This window comes from Deinococcus piscis, from assembly GCF_014653275.1.
GTDB classification, from domain to species: Bacteria; Deinococcota; Deinococci; order Deinococcales; family Deinococcaceae; genus Deinococcus; species Deinococcus piscis.
This window is the reverse complement of the sequence record NZ_BNAL01000010.1, coordinates 43,305-61,406: the sequence shown is the minus strand read 5'-3', so window position 1 is coordinate 61,406 and position 18,102 is coordinate 43,305. Positions and strand designations below refer to the sequence as shown.

Annotated in this window: 9 protein-coding genes; 7 read left to right on the top strand and 2 right to left on the bottom strand. The window is 62.6% G+C overall.

Features of this window, described 5'->3' with window-relative positions; all coding sequences use genetic code 11:
- Window positions 1-40: 40 nt before the first annotated feature.
- Entirely contained in the window at window positions 41-1,096 is a 1,056-nt protein-coding gene (zapE, locus tag IE158_RS05680; RefSeq protein ID WP_189642701.1) for a cell division protein ZapE, read from the bottom strand.
- Window positions 1,096-1,800, bottom strand: coding sequence for a S4 domain-containing protein (locus IE158_RS05675; protein WP_229838925.1), 705 nt, complete (start codon window positions 1,798-1,800; stop codon window positions 1,096-1,098). The genes zapE and IE158_RS05675 overlap by 1 nt, the downstream gene beginning before the upstream one ends.
- A gap of 147 nt (window positions 1,801-1,947) precedes the next feature.
- Here IE158_RS05675 and IE158_RS05670 point away from each other — a divergent pair, with 147 nt between their 5' ends.
- From IE158_RS05670 to IE158_RS05640, 7 genes are all read left to right on the top strand, one after another.
- Window positions 1,948-2,385, top strand: coding sequence for a hypothetical protein (locus tag IE158_RS05670; protein WP_189642699.1), 438 nt, complete (start codon window positions 1,948-1,950; stop codon window positions 2,383-2,385).
- 78 nt (window positions 2,386-2,463) lie between these two features.
- On the top strand, window positions 2,464-2,919 hold the full coding sequence (locus IE158_RS05665; protein WP_189642698.1) for a GNAT family N-acetyltransferase: 456 nt from the start codon (window positions 2,464-2,466) through the stop codon (window positions 2,917-2,919).
- Window positions 2,920-3,048: 129 nt separating this feature from the next.
- Window positions 3,049-4,233 carry a glutamine-hydrolyzing carbamoyl-phosphate synthase small subunit gene (carA, locus tag IE158_RS05660; protein WP_189642697.1) on the top strand — a complete coding sequence of 395 codons (1,185 nt, stop codon included), beginning with the start codon at window positions 3,049-3,051 and terminating at the stop codon, window positions 4,231-4,233.
- 438 nt (window positions 4,234-4,671) lie between these two features.
- Window positions 4,672-6,690 carry a DUF11 domain-containing protein gene (locus IE158_RS05655; RefSeq protein ID WP_189642696.1) on the top strand — a complete coding sequence of 673 codons (2,019 nt, stop codon included), beginning with the start codon at window positions 4,672-4,674 and terminating at the stop codon, window positions 6,688-6,690.
- Window positions 6,691-6,883: 193 nt separating this feature from the next.
- Window positions 6,884-9,721 carry a DUF7927 domain-containing protein gene (locus IE158_RS05650; RefSeq protein WP_189642695.1) on the top strand — a complete coding sequence of 946 codons (2,838 nt, stop codon included), beginning with the start codon at window positions 6,884-6,886 and terminating at the stop codon, window positions 9,719-9,721.
- Window positions 9,718-14,466, top strand: a complete 4,749-nt coding sequence (locus tag IE158_RS05645; protein WP_189642694.1) for a DUF11 domain-containing protein — start codon at window positions 9,718-9,720, stop codon at window positions 14,464-14,466. Before IE158_RS05650 ends, IE158_RS05645 begins: the two co-directional genes overlap by 4 nt.
- A 349-nt stretch (window positions 14,467-14,815) precedes the next feature.
- Window positions 14,816-18,046 carry a DUF11 domain-containing protein gene (locus IE158_RS05640; protein WP_189642693.1) on the top strand — a complete coding sequence of 1,077 codons (3,231 nt, stop codon included), beginning with the start codon at window positions 14,816-14,818 and terminating at the stop codon, window positions 18,044-18,046.
- Window positions 18,047-18,102 lie beyond the last annotated feature (56 nt).

Sequence of the window (18,102 nt, the reverse complement as noted above, 5' to 3'; positions counted from 1 at the left end):
TCGCCGCTCTTCTATAAGATTCTTCTGTACGGTGCAGAGTTCAGCCCTGGCGCGCCTCGCTCAGCAGCTCCGAGAGGCGCGAGAGGCAGCGGCTGTATTTTTTGGCAAAGGCGCCGTGGCGGTAGCTCTCGTCGAACAGGGTGTCCAGCGAGGTCCCGGTAAAGGCCGCGTGCAGGCCCATGTCGTACACCTTGTCTATGAAGTGGACCAGGCGCAGCGCCGAATTCTGGTCGCTGAGCGGGTGCAGGCCCGTGACCGCCACTGCCTGTACCCCTTCCAGCAGCGCCGCAAACTGACTGGGATGCACCACTGTCAGGTGACCGTCCAGTTCATCCGCCGTGATGACGCTCAGGGATTCACGCGGCTGGCGAGACAGCCACTGGCTGAATTCTGCCTCGCTGAGCGGCTGCTCCGGTGCGGTGCCCCGGTGGCGGTAGTCCGGGCCGTCCACACGCTGCGACTGAAACTGTCCTGCAATCGCTTCGATTTGCCGCTGAAAGTCGGTGGTGGAAAAGCGGCCCTCGCCCAGGGCACCAGGGGCCGTGTTGGACGTGGCGACCACATTCACGCCCGCCGGAATCAGCGCTTCGAGCAGCGTGTTGGCCATGTGGGTATTGCCGGGGTCATCCAGCTCGAATTCGTCAATCAGGAGCAGGTCGTAGCCGCGCAGCGCCTCTATGGCCTGCGGCATTTTCAGCGCGCCGATCAGGTACATCAGGTCCTGAAAGCTCATCAGGGCGACCCGGCTGCCCGGGTTGCGTTCCCGCGCCGCGTAGTAGGTGCTGGCGAGCAGGTGGGTTTTGCCCACGCCAAAGCCGCCGTCCAGATACAGGCCGCGCCCGGCAGGCTTGACCACCTTCTGAAAAGGCCAGATGCCGGTCTTTTTGGGGGGCTGCGGCTCCAGGAACTGTTGCAGGCTCTGGCGGGCCGCCTCCTGCGAGGGAAATTCCGGGTTGGGCCGGTAGGTTTCAAACCGCGTCTGGGCAAAGCGGGCGCTGGGCACCAGGGTGTCAAGCAGGCGGCTGCGGTCTAGGGTGGGCTGGCGGGAGCGCAGGTCAATCCCGCCAGGGTCATGGCCCGGAAAAGAAGCCGTCATCAGCGGTGGACTTCCAACTCCACCTTGTAGTTGCCGCGCCGGGTTTCGTTCAGCACCCGCCGGAAATCAATCCGGCCCAGGCCCTCGGCACTGAGGCTGTCGCCCTCGCGCACCTCGCTCCCGGCACGCACTGGCTGGCCGTTGAGCCGCACCTTGCCGCCGCTGATGCCCTGCTGAAAGTAGGCCCGGCTGACCCCAAAGCCTTTGGCACCCACCACGTCGGCACGCATAGAGGGCACCACCACTTCGCGCAGCTTGCTGCCCTTGCCCGCTGTCTCTCCGACCTCTTCTACGGTCACCTCGCGGCCACCCAGATCGCTCAGGGCCAGCAGGACAGAGGCGGCCTTGCTGCTTGCTGCCACCTGAAAGCTGCCGCGCACTTCGCGAATGTCGCCCAGTGCCTCTTCGCCCAGGTCCAGGCGGCCCAGTTGCACGCGCAGGTCCTGCTCATCCCAGGGCACGCCCCCCAGCGGAGTGATGCTCAGCACATGCACTCCACTTTCGACTTCGGGAATGTGCGCCGGGTACAGGGTCAGCATCACCAGTCGGGCGTCAGGAAAGCCCCCGGCCAGGCGGTAGCCGAGTTCAGGGTCGTCCAACAGCCGCCGGTCCAGGCTACCGCCGTCTACAAAGCCCGTGCGGACCACCCGTCCACCACGCGCTTTGGCGACGAGCGCCTGCAATTCCTTGTTCGTCATGCTCATGGCGGGCAGCATAGCGCTTGCCTCTGTGCGGCACCGGTAGACACAATCCTGACGGCTGTCTGCCCCGAACTTCTCTAAAGCCCGCCTGAAGGCTGAGCGGGGGCTGTGTAAATTTCCCCATCAGGTTTGTGGGTTAGGATGCCAGGCATGAAGAAGACTCTGATTGCTCTGACTATCCTGGGTGGCGCTTTTGCCACCAACGCTTCCGCTGCCACCTATGGCGGCGTTCACACCGGCACCGGCCTGGGTGTAGGCGTGCACTATCAGACTGACATTGATGCCGACAGCGCTTACCGCGTGGGTGTGGGCTTTGAGAACGGCGGCATCGGTGCGGGTGTGGATTACCTGAACCGCGTGGACCGTAACCCTGTAGGCAATGGCTTCGTTCCTTACTACGGCGCTGGTGTAGGCGTAGGCTTCGCCGGTGGTGTGTCTGTGGCTCCCCGCGCTTTCGTGGGCACCGACTTCGTGGTGAACCAGAACGCCCGCGTGTTCGCTGAAGTGGGCCCCAAAGTGACCCTGAACAGCGGCGCGACCAATGTGGCCCTGCATGGCCGCGTGGGCCTCAACTTCCGCCTGAACTAAGCCTTGTTTGACCAGAGCCAGCCTACGGGCTGGTTTTTTTGTTGCCCTGCTGCGCTCCTCTCCGGGATACTGCCCCACATGACCCTGACCATCCGCCGCGCCGATTCGGGTGACTTGCCAGCCATTTTGACGCTTCTAGAACAGGCCGAGATGTACACCTCATCCGTCACGCTGGCGGGCGAGGTCACCTACCTGCTGGGCGAGGTGGATGGCCGCCCCGCTGCCGTTCTGGGCATGGAGCATGGCGGCGGCGCAAGCTTGCTGCGTTCTTTTACGGTGCAGGCTGGGTACCGGGGGCGCGGCTGGTCGGCCCTGCTGCTGGCCGAAGCCTACGCGCTGCTGCGGGCACGTGGAGACCAGGACGTGTTCCTTTTTTCGGCGGATGAAGGTGGATTCTGGGCGCACCAGGGCTACAGGCGCGTGCTGCCGCAGGAACTGGCGCAGCGGCTCCCGCTGACGCCCCAGGTCCGCCACGCGGTGGCCACCGGCTGGCTGGAAGAGGCCCTGGCTTGGCACATGACCCTTCCAGCATGAGCAGAATGCTGCCCGGAGGCCGGTGTGTTCGGGGGCGAGAATGCTAAGCTGGCGAACGAGTTTTGGGCTTCGTCCGGGGCTCCACCATGAATTGCGTCCAGTGAGGCGCGAATGGAGGTTCGTATGAGCATGATCAGAAAAGAACGCGCCCTGCTGGCCCTGGCCGACGGCACCGTGTACCGGGGCTACGCTTTCGGACACCGGGGCGAGACAGTGGGCGAAGTGGTCTTCAACACGTCCATGACCGGCTACCAAGAAATCCTGACCGACCCCAGCTACGCGGGCCAGATCGTCACCATGACCTATCCGCATGTCGGCAACTATGGCGTGGCGATCTACGACATGGAATCCAACCGGCCCTTTGTGCGCGGTTTTATTGGCCGTGAATTCTCGCACGACTATTCCAGCCACCGCGCCGAGCAGGGCCTGGAAGAATTCATGCAGCGCTACGGTGTGGTCAGTATTCAGGGGATTGATACCCGCGCCCTGGTCCGCCGCCTGCGCTCCGGGGGCGTGGTCAAAGGCGTCATTGCCCACCGCTCGTTCACCCATCCCACAGACCCTTACGGCGAGTTCTCGCCCGAAGAAGAAGCGGCGTTGGTGGCCCGCGCCCGCGACCACCGTGACCGCGATGGCCTGGACATGGCCGCCGAGGTGACCACCGAGCTGCCCTATGCCTATCCCACCCTGCGCGAAGGCAAGCGCGTGGTGCTGGTGGATTTCGGCATCAAGCACACCATCATCAAGCGCCTGGCTGAAGTAGGCATTGAGCCGATTGTGGTGCCTGCTCACACCAGCGCCGCCGAGATTATGGAGCTGGGGCCGCACGGACTGTTTCTGAGCAATGGACCTGGCGACCCTGCCGCGCTCACCTACGCCCACCGCACCGCCTGGGAAATGATGGGCCTGCTGCCTACGTTTGGCATCTGCCTGGGCCACCAGATTCTGGCACTGGGCGCAGGCGGCCAGACCTTCAAGATGAAATTCGGTCACCGGGGCGGCAACCAGCCGGTGAAGAACCTGCTGACCGGCAATGTAGAAATCACCAGCCAGAATCACGGCTATGCGGTGGATATTGACTCTATTCCCGCCGGTCAGTTTGTGCCGACCCACATCAACCTCAATGACCAGACGCTCGAAGGCATGGCGCATACCCGCTACCCGGTGTTCAGCGTGCAGTACCACCCCGAGTCAGCTCCTGGGCCGCACGACAGCCGCTACCTCTTTGACCGTTTCATTGAGGAAATAGATGCTTTTGATGGTGCCAGCGGCCTCCCTGTCGAGCGCAGCCGCACCGGCGACCTGGGCCTCTGAGCCCTTGTCCATTGGCCTGAGCCAAGTCATCTGCTGTCCCAACATCGCCCCCGGCCTGGCTGGGGGCGTTTGCTTTGATGGTCCGCATCTTCGCTGAACGGGGGAGAGGGGCTCGGGCAGCGTCTCTTCCGTTCTTCTGACGGTTAAGCTGGAAGGAACCAAAACCAAGTATGAACTGCCGGGCTCCTCACTCTTGACGGCGAAAAGACATAAAAAGCCTTGCTGGTGGGCAGTTTGGCGCTGGCCAGGGTGTGAAGAGCAGCAAGGCAAGCTCATGAACTGGAACCGCTTTCCAGGCCGTGGAGGTAAGTGGAACGTAAGACCACTCGAACTAAGGTGAGCCTCGTCTTAGACCGAGTGGTCTCGTGGGGGAGCGAGCGACTTGACCTAAGTGACCGCCCTTATGTTCGGGATTCAGTATCCCAAGGAGAAGAAATTATGCAGACCAACAAAACCCTGGCCCTTCTGGCCGCACTAACCCTGGGAGCCGCTTCGGCACAGTCCCTGGCTGCTGCCCCCACCACCACTGCTGGCACCACCATTTCCAACACTGCGACTGCCAGCTACACCAACCCAGCGACCAATGCCACGACTTCTACGCAGTCCAACACGGTGACCACCACTGTGCTGCCCCGCGCTGGCTTTGACCTGACCTACGTGGGCGGCGGCGACAGTGTCACGACCAACACCCCTGGCGGCGCACCTGCCGACTACCAGCGTGCTGTGCTTCCCGGCACCACCGTGTCCTTTGAATACGTGGCTGTCAACAACGGTAACACCACCCAGACCATTTCTCTGGGCAATGAAGTGACCGGCGATGTGTCTGGCGTGACCTTCTACCCTGAGTCGGCGGATACCAACAACGACGGCAGCCTGTCTGCCGAAGAAATCGCTGCCGCGACCCCCATCACCAGCGTGACGGTGGCTCCCAACGGCGATGACACCACCACCCCTGCTGTAGAAAACAACACCGGCGAAGTCAACTTCTTCATGGTGTACACCGTGAACCCCACCGCTGCACCTGACGCTGTCGTGGGAGCCACTCCCGTCGGTACCGGCCAGGAATACAACGGCACGGCCAACGTTCAGAAGACCGAAACGGCCACTGACCTGTTCTTCCAGTACAACCAGGTGACCGTGCAGGACTCCGGCGCGCTGATCGGCCCCCGTAACGACGCCGACGGCAACGGTGGCCCCGTGACCCCTCCTTACACGGACGCTGCAGGCAACACCATCACCCCCACCGCCAGTGACTCGCAGCAGGCGAACGTGAATGCCGGTGTGACGGCAGTGACCTTCACCAACACGGTTCAGAACAACGGTGATGCCACCGACACCTATACCGTGTCTTCCAGCACGCCTGGCACCGTTTTCCTGACTCCCGACGGTACCCCGGTGACCACCAGCCCCACCACGGTGAGCATCACTCCAGCGGATGGCAGCGCGCCCTACGACGTGACCTACACCCTGGTCGGCGGCAACCTGGTGATTGGTGGCCTGCGCCCCGGCGACAGCGCTTCGTTCCAGAACACCATTCCCTTCACCGACACCACCCCCAACGTCTCGGACACCCAGACCACCACCCTGACGGTGGTCAGCACCAACAACCCTGACCGGACCGACACCACCACCAACATCATCCGTGATCCGGGCCTGCTGTTCGGTGACAACATCCCCACCAGCACGAACCCCGACGCGCCCTACAACCCCAACCCGGCAGCTCAGCCTGGTCAGACCGTGACCTTCCCCATGCAGGTGGTCAACACCGGCGGCGCAACCGACACCTACACCATTCAGCCCACGACGGTGACTTTCCCTGTGGTAGGCGGCGGTACGGTGGAAGTGCCTGTGACCTACGCCCCCGACACCAACTGTGACGGCGTGGCCGACGGTACGGGCAGCACCCTGACGCTGGAACCTGGTGCCCAGGGCTGCTTCGTGGCCACCGTGCAGGTTCCGGCCAACGCGGTCTCCGGCACCACGCCTCCTGTCACCCAAACCGTGACCACCGGCAGCGGTCTGACCGCCACCGACACCACCAACACTGTGACTGTGCAGGTAACTGACAGCAACGTGGCCCTGGCCAAGTTTGTTCAGGGTGGCAATGGTGAGACGTCCTCCAATGGCATCACCGCTCCTGCGGGCTACACCACCAGCAACTCGGCCCTGCCCGGCGAGAACCTGAACTACGCCATCGTGGCCAAGAACAACTTCAACGCCCCTGTCACCAATTTCTTCGTGTGTGACACCGTGCCTATGAACACCACCTTCGTCAGCGTGAGCGGCGGCGGCGTGTACAGCACCGACGGCGGTGCCACCTGGAGCAGCACTGCTCCCACCACCCTGGCGGCTGGAACCCCCACGGCCAAGGGCGGCGAGGTCTGTGTGGCTCCGGCTGACCGCACCCTGGCTGCCGGCAGCACCTTCCAGGTCAACTTCACCGTCCGCGTGAACTAAGGCGCGGCCTCAAAAAGTGCGCCCAGCCAGCATATGGGCGGGGCGCACTTTATCCAAGATCATGCCTTTGAGTCGCCTTGCATGATGGCTCAACCCAGGCATTCGTAACCCAGATATTCATAACACAGAACCGCTCAACATCAGAACTTTACTTTTTGTCTTGACCTTACCCCCCACTTCTACAGGAGGAACTATGCCCCGCCTATTTGCTCTATCTACTTTGACGCTATCGGGACTGTTGTGCGCCGGTCCAGCGTTCGCGCAGCTGACGCCCTCGGGCACCCAGATCACCAACCAAGCCAGCGCTCAGTTTGTTGATGCAAAAGGCCAGACGGCACCTCTGGCGTACTCCAACACCGTGGTCACCACAGTGCAGGAAATCTGCGCGGTCAGCGTGCTGCCCAACGGCAGCGCTGCCTCGCCTGCCATGACACGTACCGCTTTGCCGGGCGACACCGTCCTCTTTCCCTACACGCTGACCAACAGCGGCAACACCACCAGCACGTTCCCAGTGCGTACAGAGCTAGAGACGGGCAACCCACAGGATATTCAGCTCTCCGCGCACGTGGACCTGAACGGCAACGGCCAGATTGATCCCAGTGAGCCAGCGGTGCAGCAGGTCACGCTGGACGCTGGAGCTTCGGTGACAGTGCTGGTCCGAACGGCCACAGCCACGACCACCGAAGCCGATTCGGCCCTGATCAACGTGGTTGCCAGCTGCCCCGGCGGGGCCAGTGTGGACGCTGACAATATCTCGGCGTTGATCATCGGTACGCCGCCTGAGATTCAGGTCGAAAAAGCTTTTGAGCCCCAGCTGATTCTGCCGGGGCAAGAGACCACTGTGCGGCTGCGGACTGTGAACAGCAGTGACCAGGAGTCACGTGAGGTCGTGCTGACCGACTTGCTGGCCGAGCAATTGGCGGGTGGCCTGGAGTTTGTGGCGGGCAGCGCCAGTGCCTCGGCTGGCCGCATCGAGTACTTCGATGGTGGGCTGTGGCAGGCCACGCCCCCGGCCCAGGTCCGCGGTGTACGTCTGGTCCTGGACCGCTTGGCTCCTGGTGAAGCTGCCGAGCTGACCTTCCGGATGCGTGCCCAGGAGCAGGCGGATGGTCAGCAGTTCCTGAACGTGGCAACGGCCCAGACCAGTGGCCGCCAGTCGTCGGCCAATGCGACGCTGAGCGTGCGCTACACCCCAGCCGTGGCCATCGGTCCTGTGGGGCAGGCCACCGCCGAAGAAGGCAGCCCAGCCGATACCCAGACCAAGCCGTTTGCTCAGGCTGGCGAGGAAGTGTGCTTTGACCACGACCTGCGCAACACGGGCGATGTTGCGGACCTGTTCACCGTCACCGTGACCTACCCCGAAAGCCAGGCTGGACACGTGCTGTATGGCCCTGGCAAGCAGCCGCTGGCCCAGCCGATATATCTGGAGCCCGGCCAACAGGCTTATGTGCAGGTGTGCTACACCCCTGTCGATCAGCGCCCGGTCACCGCCCTGATTACCGTGGCGGGCGAACGAGGCACCACCAACGCCACCACTGACTATCTGCGGCCCTTGCCTCAGCTGGTCAAGACGGTGGTGGACCCGCAGGAAGACCGTACCGTGCGGGTGGGCGACCTGGTCACCTATCAGCTGCGTGTGACGAACACCTATGGTGCCGAACTCCACGATGTCCGCATCAGCGATCCGCTGCCGGTGGCAGTGGATTACGTGTCCTCGCAGCCGGGTGGTCAGGTGACCGGCGAACCCGGTGCGCAGGTGGTTCACTGGGATTTTGCCAGTCTCGCGCCGGGCGAAAGCCGCACTGTAGAGCTGACCGTGCGCGTCACGGACCGGGGCCAGATGGGGGAGAGCGTTGCCAACACCTTTAATCTGGTGTCCACCGAACTGCCGCCAGTAGATGGTGTGCCGCCCGTGACCAGCGAACCGGCCACCGTCCACCTGCCGATTCAGATTCGGGTGGTCAAGCAGGCCAGTGCCCAGCAGGCGAACGTGGGGGACCGCGTGACCTTTACCCTGACCATCACTAACCCGTCACCCGTCGCGGACCTGACGCCGGTACGGGTGGTGGATGTGCTGGCAGACCCAGCCTCGCTGGATTACATTCCCGGCAGCAGCACCATCAGCTACGGGCCGCAGGGCGCTGCACCACTGGCTGACCCCGTCATTGGAACCCGCGTGCTGGACTGCCCCCTGGGCAATCACCAGGCCGGTGACGAGGTGAGCGAAGTCATGCAGTGGACCCTCCCCACACTCAAAGCTGGGCAGAGTGCCACGCTGACCTACGATATGCGCGTAGAAGCAGGAGCGGCCCAGCAGCCCAGTCTGCGCAACTTCGTGTTGGTGACCGGCACCGGCCCGGGTGGAGCCACCGATATCGCAGAGGACTTTTCCGAAGCCGAAATCACCCTGAACTTGCAGCAGTTCCGGCCCGTAGGTGAGCTGATAGGCCAGGTCTATGTGGACCGCAACCGCAGCGGTACCTATGACAAAGGGGTAGACACCCCGCTCAACCGCGCCCGCGTGGTGCTGGCCGGTGGCCGAATTGCGCTCACCGACCAGCAGGGGCGCTACTCGTTCCTCAATGTGCCGCTGGGCACCCACGCCGTGCGCCTGGACCCTGGCACCACGCCCTATCTGCCGCTGACCATGCCTCAAGAGGGCGGCCTGAACGGCACCCAGACGGTGCATGTGCGCGGGCTGACCAGCGCGGATTTCCCGCTGGCTCCGCTGGGCGGCGAAATTGATGTGATTCGCCGCACCACCCTGAATGCAGGTCCGCTGACAGTCCACAAGACGGTAGCGCGCACGGCAGAAGGCTACAGCGTGACCTTGACCCTCAGTGCGGACCGTCCCCTGCAAGGACTGCGGCTGAATGACCCCCTGCCTGCTGGCGCTCAACTGCTCAGCGGAACCCCCGGATTTGAAGGCACCCTGCCCGCCGGCGAACGCCAAGTCAGCTACAGCTTTAGCTACAGCGGCGAACCCCGCAGTGCCGTCACTGACCCGCAACTGGAATGGAGGCAGCCATGAGAAATCGTAGACTCACCGCCCTGTTCGCCCTGACCGCTCTGATGAGCGTCCCGGTGCAGGCGCAACAAATCAGCACCAATTTGCCCCTGACCAGCGTTGGCTCGCACCTGATGTGGGAAGTGGGCGACCAGAACCTGACCCTGGATGTAGGTGTGGCCGGACCCGTGCGCCTGGACCTGTACAGCCCCCGCCTTGACCCAGCCGACTACCGCAGCGCCGACTTTTACGGTGATGAGCAGTATGCCCCTGGAGAAGTTACCACCACGTTCGTGCTGCAAGACGCTCAGGGACGTGAAGTGCTGCGGCGGACCTTCGAGCCGGGCGCGCACGCCTGGGAAACCCTGATTGATCAGGAGCTGCCTGCTGGGCAGTACCGCCTGCGTGCAGTGACCCAGGGCAACGGCAAGAACACCTTTGCAGTGCGCCTGCAAAGCCCCAGCGCAGCGCTCCATGCCGAGCAGCTGACCGTCAACGTGCGCTCCGAGCGGTGGATGCCTGTGGTGACTGTCAAGACCGACGGCCCCAGCTACGCGCTCCGGATGTACGACGGCGACGGTGCCAGTGAGCTGGAAGCCCGTGTCCGCTCCGCAGATGGGCGCTGGCAGGCGCTGCCTGTGGGCCGCGATGTCCAGTGGGCCGACTTGCCGCTCCCATCCGAGCCTGGCGAATATGTCATTGAGCTGCGTCAGCCCGCCGGGGCCAAACAGCACTCCAACACCGTGAGTTTTGCGCTTCAGCGGCATCAGGCCACCGTGCCCCTGACCCTCAGTCAAGCAGATGAGGCTGGCCTGCTGGAGATCACCGCCGAGCTGCTGCTGCCGACAGGGGTGCAGCCGACCCAGGTGGGTGCTGTGGTGGATGGCCGCGAGCTGCCGGTCAATGGCAGCCTGCGCCAGTCCGTGACGCCCGGAGAGCACAGTGTTGAGGGCCAGGCCGTGCCCGGTGCCCGCGTGAGTATCAGCGATTCCAGCGTGACTGTTCCCGCTGGTGGAGTGGGCCGCACCCGGATTCAGGTGGAGCCGCAAGTGAGCTTGGACCTTCAGCTGGACAAGCCCCGGGTCTGTGTAGGTGACGTGGTCAGCTTGCAGGGCCGCGCCCTGACCGATTATGCCGGGGCGCTGCCGCTGGACCTGGAGCTGACTGCTCCCGGTCTGGACCTGAGCGGCAAGGCCACCTATGAGGGGGAGTTGCGGGCTGCCGCCCAGCTGCCCCTGGAAGCTCTGGCGAAGGAGCCCGGTACCTATACCGTGACCCTGCGCTCGCCCATGTGGAAGCAGGAAGTGACCCGCAGTGTGGAGGTGCTGGCCGCCGAAACCAGCGTGCAGCTGCGCCGCGAGCTGCCCGAGCTGGAGCCAGGACAAGAAGGCACCGTACGCGTGCTGCTGACCAACCGGGGGACGGTGCCCACCACGTACCGCTTGCAGGAGCAGGGCACAGGCGTGGAGTTGCTGGACAGTGGCACCTTTGACGGTGAGCTGGCCGCAGGCGAAACCCGTGAGCTGAGCTACCGCGTCCGTGCCCCGCAGGAAGGCGAAGCCGGCCAAGTGACTGGTCAGCTGACGAGTGGCAGTTGTGCAGTGACCCAGGAGTCCAGCGCCCCGCTGAACGCGCCTGCCCCGGCCATGTCGCGCAGCAGTGAAGTGCTGCTGCCCTTTACCGCACCGGTCCAGGCTCAGCGCCTGATCGTGTCTCACCGTGTGCCCGAAGGCGCAAGCTACCAGCCCGGCAGTGCCCGCCTGAACGGTGCCGCTCTGCCAGACCCCCGCGTGGGCCGCAGCGGCCTGCTGTACTGGGAAGTGCCCGCGACTGCAGATGGTCAGACCTATGTGGGACAGCTGAGCTACTCGCTGCAGCATGCGGCTCCTCTGCCTGAGCTGGCTGCGGCCAGTCTGGTGGCGCAGTACGCAGGTGACCGCCGCGAGGTGCTAGAAGGCCGCTTTGATGCCGAGGATTTCCGGACGGCCCGCACCTTGCAAGCAGAGCAGAAGGCGGCAAAGGAAAATTCCGGCGCAGTGCGTCTGCCGCTGGACGGCACGGTCTACCGCACCCGTGACAAGATTTCGGTCACCGTAGAGCAGCCCCAGGGCGCTGTCAGCCCGCTGCTCGTCAACGGCAAGGCCGTGCCGAGTGACCAGATTGGTACCAACACTCAAGACGGAGTGCGTGGTGTGCAGCGCCTGACCTATGTGGGCGTGCAGCTTCAGCCCGGCGACAACCTCCTGAGCGTGGGCGGCGACCAGATTACGGTCAAGCTGGCTGCGCAGACGGCTCAGGTCAAGGTAGAGCCGCTACAACTGCTGGCTGACGGCAGCACGCCTATCCGGGTGCAAATCACGGCGCTGGACGAATTCGGCACCCCGACCAGCCAGCCCACCTTGACGCTGAATTCCAACCTGGAACCCTTCTTGCCCGATGCCAGCCCGGCCACTGCGGGCTATCAGGTGCGCCTGACTGAAGGGGTCGGCGTGCTGGAAGTGCGCCCACAAAACGTGCCCACCGAACTGCGCCTGGATATTGAGGCGGGAGGGCAAGTCCGGCCATACCGCTTCCAGATTCGTCCTGACCAGCGCCGCTTTGGTGTGGGTGTGGCGTCGGCCACCCTGGGCCTTGATCCGCAGAATTTCAACCTGGCAGATGATCTGACCTGGACCGCACGCGGCTATTACGAAGGCCCTATCGGAGAAGGCAAGCTGTTTGTGGCTGCCGACAAAGACAGCTTGCCGCATGACCTTGACCCGTTCGAGCGCTTCCCGCTGGCCGGTGACGCTTCTGTACACAATGTGCCGCTCCAGGGCATTGACCCGGTGGCCGCTGTGTACGATCACCCCCGTTTCCGGGCCACCTATCAGCGGACAGCGCTCCCAGTCACAGCCCTGCCTGTGGGCGAAACCCTGACGGCGGCCACCCTGGAAACCAAGGGCAACCCCAGATTCAGTGCGTTTGCTGCGGCTGTGCCGACGGACCGAGTTCAGCTGCGCGGCGAGCAGGCCATCGTGCCTGACGGGCTGCGGGTCATCCGTCTGCCCCACAGCGCCATCAGCCGTGGCAGCGACACCTTGGAAGTGGTGGTGTTGGAGCGCGGCACCGGCTTGGAGCTGCGCCGCGAACCGCTGGTGCGTTTTGGCGACTACTCGATTGATTACGCCAGCGGCGTGGTCACCCTGAACCGCGAACTTCAGCCCCTGGACGAAGGATTCAATGACGTGCGCGTCGAGGCCAGCTACCGTCTGGAGCGTCCTTTGGACCAGCGGGAGTGGGGCTACGGAGCGCAGGTGACCGCCGAGGGGCAGCACTGGGTGGCCGGTGCGGCGGCAGTGCAGCTGCCTACCGCCCAGGGCGAGAATCAGACGACGGTGGGTGTGCGTGCCCAGTACGACAACCGCGACGACTTCAGGGCCGAAATGCGGGCCGCCTACTCTGGTGGCTTCCAGGGCAGCCTGGACGCTGCGGCCCAGCTGCGCGAACAGGACCGCGCTGCCCTGCGGCTGCGCTACCAGGACACGGCATATGCAGGCCTGGGCCGCTTCAATCCCGGCTTCAGTGTGAATGGCACCTACCAAACGCAGTTCAGCCCTGTGCTGCGCGGTGAACTGGAAGGCGATTACCGCGACGACTTTGCCGAAGCCCAGCAAGGCTATGTGCGCGGTGTGGTGGATTACCGCCTGGCTCCTTTCACCGTGGGCGGTGGCCTGAAGTACAACTTTGGCGATGTTAGCGGCCTGAGTGCAGTGGCCCGCGCTGGCTATACCGGCGATCCCATCACGGTGAGCGCCGAACACGAGCAGGCTTTTAGCGGCGACGCTCCGACCGTCACCAGCGTGCAGACGAGCTACCGGCTGACCGAGACGGTGACGCTCAAAGCGCAGGACAAGTACACCTGGGGCGAAGGCCATCAGGCGCTGCTGGGCGTGGATTCGCGCCTGGGCAACACCAACTTCTCGGTGGGCTATGAGCTGCCGACTGCCGGTGGCGATGGCAACCGCGCCCGCTTCGGGGTCAGCACCAGCTTGCCGCTCAACCAGAACACCACCCTGGGTCTGCGTGGGGGCACCGTGTACAGTGTTGCCAACCGTTCCTTCGACGCCAACGCAGGGGCCGACCTGCACTACCGCACCAAGCAATATGTGGCGACTTTGGGCGCAGATGTTGGCTACAGCGGTCAGAATCAGGAATGGAGTACCGCATTGCGCAGCGGCGTGAGTGGCAGCCTCAGCGATGAGCTGACCCTGACTGCCGACGCCCTGGCCGAGTTCCGTACGTCCGGCAATGGTCAGCGCCTGAGTCTGGGCTACGGCTACCGTGGCTCTGCCCTCAGCAGCTTGGGCTACGTCCGCTATGTGAACGGCACCCTGGCTGGCAACGCTCCCGCCCTGACCACCGGATTGGTGGCCGAGTACCGTCAGCCCAACTGGGCCGTACGGGCCGGAAATGACACCCGGCTGCTGCTGAATGACGGGGGCACTTTTAGCGGACAGGCCTTTGTGGGCGGCAACTATTACCTGAACGACTACCTGGGTGTGGGTGCCTGGGGCCGGGCTTTCTATCAGCCCGCGCAGCTGCAAAGTGCCCTGTATGGCTACGGCGTAGAAGCCAATCTGCGTGCCTTACCGGGAACTTGGGTCAGCGCAGGCTACAACTTCGCTGGCTTTGACGGCTTGCCCAGCGGCTACACCTACACCAAGCCGGGGGCTTACCTGCGGTTGGACGTGACCTTGGACGAGACAGCGCAGAAGATGAAACGCTGAGCTTATAGGACACTGCCTCATCCAGCGAAAAGGCTCAACTTTTCGCCGGATGAGGCAGTTAAAGACATTAATTAGGACGCACATGGACTGATGCGGAACGCTTTTTCCCGCATCACGTCATTTTGAGAATTGCTTCAGGAGGTTAGGTATGTATACGGCGCGAAGAAGACAGTGGCTCAGGGGCACATCCGTTCTATTCGGCTCGCTCTTGATGGGTCTAGATGACGCTCAGGCACAAACAGGTACTGGCAGTTATTGCACCGGGACCTTTGCGACCGTGGCGGGCAATACGACGATGGGGTCCGGGCAGGTGGTGTGGCACAATCCGGTGACTGGCTATAACAAGTTGATGACCACTGGAGACACGTCCTCCTTCGCGTCTTACGGCTTCAATGGCTCGGAACTGAACAGCGCCGCCGTAGACCCCCAAACGGGCCAAGTCTATTGGCTGGACCGTGGCGGTAATTACGGCACGTACGCGCGGAGTAATCAGTTCGCCATTGTCTGGAAATACGATCCTTTCACAGGAACCAAAACCAATTTGGGCTATCTCAATGCTGGAATGTCCGGCAACGAGTTTATCGGTGCTGTAATTGCCAACGGTTCAATGATTGTCACGTGGGGCAACTACACCTACGCCTCCATTTCGCTCGCCACACTGAACAGTGGCGTAAGCACGACGTCTCATGCGGTGACCCGTACCCCCTATTCCATTCCACAGGTCAAGCAGACTTCGACCAATGGTGACATTGCCGTAGACAATCTGGGCAAGGTGTGGCTGCTCTATCAAGACGCCACCGGAACGCCTTACTTGGGAGAGTTCAATCCGGTGACAGCGACAGTGTCTAACAGCCGGGCTGTGACGGGACTGGGAGGCTCAGCCAGCCTCGCCAATGGCCTGTCCTATGATTCTGCCTACGACGTGTTTCAAGTGAGCGACGGCTCCAGCATCTGGACCATCAGTCGCAGCACTTTCGCTGCTGTGCGTGGCAACGCTGTTTCGTCCGGCCTGACAGACCTAGCTTCGTGCGGAACGCCGACACTGGTTCCTCAGATCAGCAAGGCTTTTGACCGCACTGCTGTGCAGATTGACGCCGTAACGGGCCGGGCTGTGGCCCGTCTGACCGTCACGGTCCAAAATGGCAACCGTGCACCCATCATGCTGTTCCAGAACACTGTGGATGCGCTGCCCGCGGGCAGCAGTGGGGGGCAGATGGCTGTGAGCAGCACGCCCAATTACCAAGCTGTTTGCGTGGACAGCAGTGGCTTCACTATCCCCAACAACTCCGGCTATAACAGCCTCAGCTATCAAGCCACATCGGGTGGGAGCGTGCAGGCTCAGCCGCCTGGACCAGCGGCCAGCGCGACCAGTTGGTCACTTCCGGCCAATACCATTATTCCCTCTGGGACCTGCACCTTTAGCTTTGATGTGTCGGTCACTCAGGCTGGTATCTACAACAATGTGATTGCTGCTGGTGCTCAGAGCAGTGCAGGCACCGACTCGGATGGCGCTCAGGCGTCTCTGAATGCGCTGGCGGCTCAGAGCATTCAGGCCAATCCCACCACTTATCCTGCGACCTGCGACCAGATCAGGTGGGCGAATACCGGGATAAGCGGTACGGCTCTGAGTGGTACGCGCACCTTCAACAGTCTGGGTGGTATTTCGCTGAGCGCTCAGTTGACCTCCGCTACAGGATCGGCAAACGGGATTTTTGGCTATAGCACCAGTTTCGCCAACGATGGCTCTTGGAATGAAGTGCGTGCCGTCAGCAGTTCGCTTGCCACAGACAACAGTGTCTTCTTGACGCGGGCAGGCGGCGGTACATCGCGGAACACCGTCACCCTAACGTTCCCATATCCCGTTATCAACGTGCGTTTTGGTATCACTGACTTGGATGCCCGCAGTGGGACGGCCACAACTGGGGACTGGTTGCAGACGACAGCTGCCTACGGCGGAACGACATTTGTGCCCGACATGCTGATCGCCGGTGGCACGTCGATGCCCATTCAGGCGTATGTGGGGGGGCCGACAGGTACGGCTGGTGTGCCCACAACCCTTCCAGTGCCAGGACGCGGCAACAGTGCGATGGGCGCAGCTGCGCAGCCCAATACCTATAGCGCTCTGATGGGCGTAGATACGACCACAGTAAAGAATGCCGACGGCACCAACCGGCAGGGGCAGGGTGTGGCGTACTTCAGGGGCCCGTTGACCACATTGACCATTGAGACAGGCTCACTCAAGGGGGCGGCAGGGCAAGCGATTGCCTTTGGTGACATCAGTTTCTGTGCGCCGCAGATCAATCTCAAGAAGTCGGCTGGCACGCCGCAGCTTCAGCCGGACGGCTCGTTTGATATTCCTTACACGCTCACCTACACCAATGCCACTTACGACAGTGGGCTGTATCCTGACGCCACGGTGCGCGAAACGCCATTCGCGCCGAGTATTCCTACACCATCTGGCCTGGACGCCTGGGCACGTCTTCGCCCGCAGATCACTGACAGTGTGGTCACCCAGATGATCAATGATCCCAACATCAAAACTGCTTCCATCAAGACGAAGCCGGTGATTGCCGGTCAGGTCAACACGGTCAATCTGGACTCCTCCGACCTCAACGCTTCCTTTGATGGTGCAGCCAATGCCCAACTGATCAGCGCAAATACAGATGGCCGTGTGGATGCCCGCGAGCCGGATGTCAGCCAAGCTGGGACTTTCCAGACTTCGTTTACGGTGAATGTGGTTCCGGAGTCAGCTGCCCCCAGCACCTTTCAGGTCAGCAATACGGCTCAGGCCACTGGCTATTTGAATACCTCAACCCCCTTGAGCAGCACGGCGTCGGCGGCCAGCTCAATCAGTCCAGCCGCTCTGCTGAGCGTGCGCAAAGAAGTGAATACACCCTACGTGGTGTATGGCCGTTCGGGTGCGGCCATTGCTCCCAATGTCACTGAGCTGACCTACACGCTCACTGTGAGCAATCAGTCCTCCAAAGTGGCTGAGCAAGTTGTCGCCACAGACACCCTGCCCCCAGGCACAACCTTTGTGAGCAGCACCCTGGCTCCTTCGACCAACTCAGGGAATGTACTGACTTGGAATCTGGGCAATCTGGCCGCAGCGGGACAGGCAGGGTCATCACGCAGCTTCACTGTGACAGTGCGGGTGCCTTCCAGCAGCTTTGTGGAGGCCAACCAGTCCACGCCTTTCCAGCTTCTCAACTCTCTTGCGGCGCAGGGCACCAACACCCTAGAAGGCAAGGCCACAGCGCTGACCAAAGTGGTTTACCCACGGCTGGACAAAGTGGTCCGCAATGTCACGCGCGGCACTGCTTTTGCTTCCTCTGTGGATGGCTATCCTGGCGAACAGCTGGAGTACTGCATTGATTTCCGCAGCTACGGCACGGAGCCTCTTACCAATTTCAAAGTGGAGGACCGGGTTCCGGGCAATACGTCCTACGTTCCAGGCTCGCTCCGTGTCTCTGGCGTGACCGCCACCCTGGATGACACCACAGCCGTACTGAGGGCCAGTGTAGGCACCCTTAATCCTGGTGGCGCAGGACGATTCTGCTTCCGTGCGCGGGTGAACTGAGCATCTCCAATAGTATTAAGCGCATCGCTCCTACCTCCGGGTGGGAGTTTTTCCTT